Annotated in this window: 3 protein-coding genes; 1 reads left to right on the top strand and 2 read right to left on the bottom strand. The window is 69.8% G+C overall.

Going from position 1 to position 3,134, the window contains the following annotated elements:
• Both AC1DOC_RS26190 and AC1DOC_RS26185 read right to left on the bottom strand, forming a co-directional pair.
• Positions 1-334, bottom strand: a 334-nt coding sequence (locus AC1DOC_RS26190; protein WP_478130791.1) for a lyase family protein, incomplete at its 3' end; no start/stop codon positions are given.
• A 194-nt stretch (positions 335-528) separates the two neighbouring features.
• Positions 529-1,518 carry a LysR substrate-binding domain-containing protein gene (locus tag AC1DOC_RS26185; RefSeq protein ID WP_478079510.1) on the bottom strand — a complete coding sequence of 330 codons (990 nt, stop codon included), beginning with the start codon at positions 1,516-1,518 and terminating at the stop codon, positions 529-531.
• Positions 1,519-1,579: 61 nt separating this feature from the next.
• Here AC1DOC_RS26185 and AC1DOC_RS26180 point away from each other — a divergent pair, with 61 nt between their 5' ends.
• The gene (locus AC1DOC_RS26180; RefSeq protein ID WP_478079511.1) at positions 1,580-3,022 is read left to right on the top strand and encodes an amidase; all 1,443 of its coding nucleotides are present in this window, start codon (positions 1,580-1,582) and stop codon (positions 3,020-3,022) included.
• Positions 3,023-3,134 lie beyond the last annotated feature (112 nt).

Here is a 3,134-nt window from a genome sequence, read left to right as displayed (position 1 = left end):
CCTCGTTGGCGTTCATGTTGGTGGAGGTGCCGGCGCCGCCCTGGATCACGTCGACCACGAATTCGTCGAGCAATTTGCCTTCGATCAGGTCCTCGCAGGCCAGGATGATGGCGGCCGCGCGGTCGCGGTCGATGGCGCCGAGGTCGGCATTGGCGCGGGTGGCGGCCTTTTTCACGAAGGCCAGCGCGCGCACCAGGTCGGGCATGGCCGACACGCGGGTGCCGGAGATGGCGAAGTTCTCGACCGCGCGCGCCGTGTGCACGCCCCAGTAGGCAAAGGCAGGAATCTGCTTCTCGCCGAGAAAGTCGTGTTCGGTCCTGAAATTCGGGCTCATACAGGTTCCTCGGCTAAAAAAAAGCACGCGGATGGCGCGTGCCCTGAAGATTGCTGTGTGACAGCGGCAAAAAACTGCCGCGACTGTAGTGGCCGCGGAGCTGCGGCGCCAATGCCGTTTGCGGGGAGGCTTATGCGCGGCATTTATAGATTGTGCAGCGCACAAATTCCGCGCGTCGATCGGCCGCGTGGCGGTCAGCGGCCTGGCGGCTGGGCACCGACCAGGTATGACCACAGCGCATCGGCCGTGCGCTTGGGCTGCAGGCCTTCGGACACTGGCACCTTGGCGGCGCGGCCGCTGCCGGCCTTCACCGGCGCCGGCGCGCTCGGCCGTTCGCGGTAGGCGCGGATCTCCATCGTCGCCTCCAGGCTGTCGATCTCGGGCGGCAGCGCGCTCACGAGCTTGCGCGCCTTGATTTCCTTGCGCACCGCGCTCTGCGGCAAAAAGGCGATGCCATGGCCTTCGAGCGCCATGACCTTGAGGCCTTCGGCCATGTCGGTTTCATAGACCCGGTCGAGGTGGATGGCGGTGCCCGACTCCTTCAGCAGCTGGTCGACCACGCGCCCCAGGTAGGCGCCGGGCGCATAGCCCAGGTAGGGCAGCGGCTGGCCCGGCCGGCCGGGCAGCCGGAAGCGCGGCGCGCCGTCGGTGTCAGCCTTGACCCAGGGCGCCACGGTTTCCTCGCCCAGGCTGACCATCTCGTACTTGTTGGCGTCCAGCTGCAGCGGCTGGGACGGATGGTGGTAGGCGATCAGCAGGTCGCAGCTGCCCTCGACCAGGCGCAGCACCGCGTCGTGCACGTTGAGCGCGATCAGCCGGCTCTTGATGGGGCCGAAGTGCTCGCGCAGGCTGGTCACCCAGGAGGGAAAGAAGGTGAAGGCCAGCGTGTGCGGCACCGCGATCTCGATCACGTCCTGCCCGGCGGCCGAGTGGCCGCGCAGCATGGCTCGGGTGCTCTGCAGCGACTGCAGCATCTCGATGGCCTGGCTATAGAGCGTCTGGCCCGCGGGCGTGAGGCGCGTCGGGTAGGAACTGCGGTCCACCAGGTCGGTGCCGGCCCAGCCTTCGAGCGCCTGGATGCGGCGCGAGAACGCGGGCTGGGTCACGTGCCTCAACTGGGCCGAGCGGCTGAAGCTGCGCGTTTCCGCCAAGCTGATGAAGTCTTCGAGCCACTTTGTTTCCATACGCGGCGATTATGCGAGCGCCGCGCCATACTGGGCTCCCCCTCCTTTTCCCGCATTCGCCATGCCTCCAGCCGATCTGCTCGACCTCTGCGCCACCGAACTCTCGCGCCGCATCGCGGCCCGCAGCGTGTCCTGCCATGAGCTGATGCAGGCCTCGCTGGCCCGCATCGAGGCGCTCAACCCGCGCTTCAACGCGATCGTCTCGCTGCGCGAACCCGGGGTGCTGCTGGCCGAAGCCCGCGAGCGCGATGCCGAACTGGCGCGCGGCGAACGGCGCGGCTGGATGCATGGCTTTCCCTTGGCGGTGAAGGACCTGAGCCATGCGGCGGGGCTGCCGACCTCCATGGGCTCGCCGCTGCCACCGCGCTCGCCGGCGCGCATCGACAGCCTGCACGTCGCGCGCATGCGCGCGGCCGGCGCCATCGTGATCGGCAAGACCAACACGCCCGAATTCGGCCTGGGCTCGCACACCTACAACACCGTGTTCGGCATCACGCGCAACGCCTATGCGCCGGAGCGCAGCGCCGGCGGCAGCAGCGGCGGCGCGGCCGTGGCGCTGGCCCTGGGCATGCTGCCGGTGGCCGACGGCAGCGACATGATGGGCTCGCTGCGCAACCCGGCCGCCTTCAACAACGTGATCGGCATGCGGCCATCGCGCGGACGCGTGCCCGGCGACCCCGAGCAGGAACTCTTCTTCCAGCAGCTGGGCACCGAAGGCCCGATGGGCCGCACGGTCGAAGATACCGCGCGGCTGCTCGCGGTGCAGGCGGGCTTCGACGGGCGCGTGCCGCTGTCGTCGCCGCACGCGCTGCCCTCGGCCGATGCCATCGCGCTCGACGGCGACGGAAAAGGCCTGCGCGTCGGCTGGCTCGGCAGCCTCTGGCCCGGGCTGCCGCTCGCGCCCGGCATCCGCGAACTCGGGGAGCAGGCGCTCGGCACCTTCCGCGCCATCGGCTGCGAGGTCGAGCCCTGCACGCTCGACGTGCCGCGCGAGCACAACTGGAGTGCCTGGCTGCGGCTGCGCCAGCTGCTGGTGGGCGGCAAGCTCGGCGCGTATCTCAGCGACCCCCAGCTGTTCGCGCAGCTCAAGCCGGAAGCGCAGTGGGAAATCGAGCAGAGCCGGCACCTCGATGCGGCCTCGCTCTACCAGGCCTCGCTCTACCGCTCGAACGTGTACCGCGCGTTCCTCAGGCTGTTCGAGCGCTTCGATTTCGTGCTGGCGCCGACGGCGCAGGTGTTCCCCTTCGACGCCGAGCTGCACTGGCCCGCCGAAGTGGCCGGCGTGCCGAGCGACACCTACCACCGCTGGATGGAGATCGTGACGCCGTTCACGCTGGCGGGCCTGCCGACGCTCAACGTGCGCGCGGGCTTCGGCGAAGGCGGGCTGCCGATGGGCCTGCAGCTGGCCGGGCCGATCCATGCGGACCTGGACGTGCTGCGGCTCGGGCATGCCTATGACCAGGCCTGCGGCTGGGGCGCGCAACGTCCCCCGGTTTTGGCTTGACTTTTCTCCCTCCCCTCCCGGGGGAGGGCAGGGGTGGGGGCAAGCGGCGCATCCATCGAGCGCCCTGCCCGCCCCCATCCCGGCCTTCCCCCGGCGGGGGAAGGAGCGAAGA

This window comes from Variovorax sp. 01T439_2, from assembly GCF_056398445.1.
The sequence above is the reverse complement of the archived record's forward strand: the minus strand, read 5'-3'. Positions and strand labels throughout refer to the sequence as shown.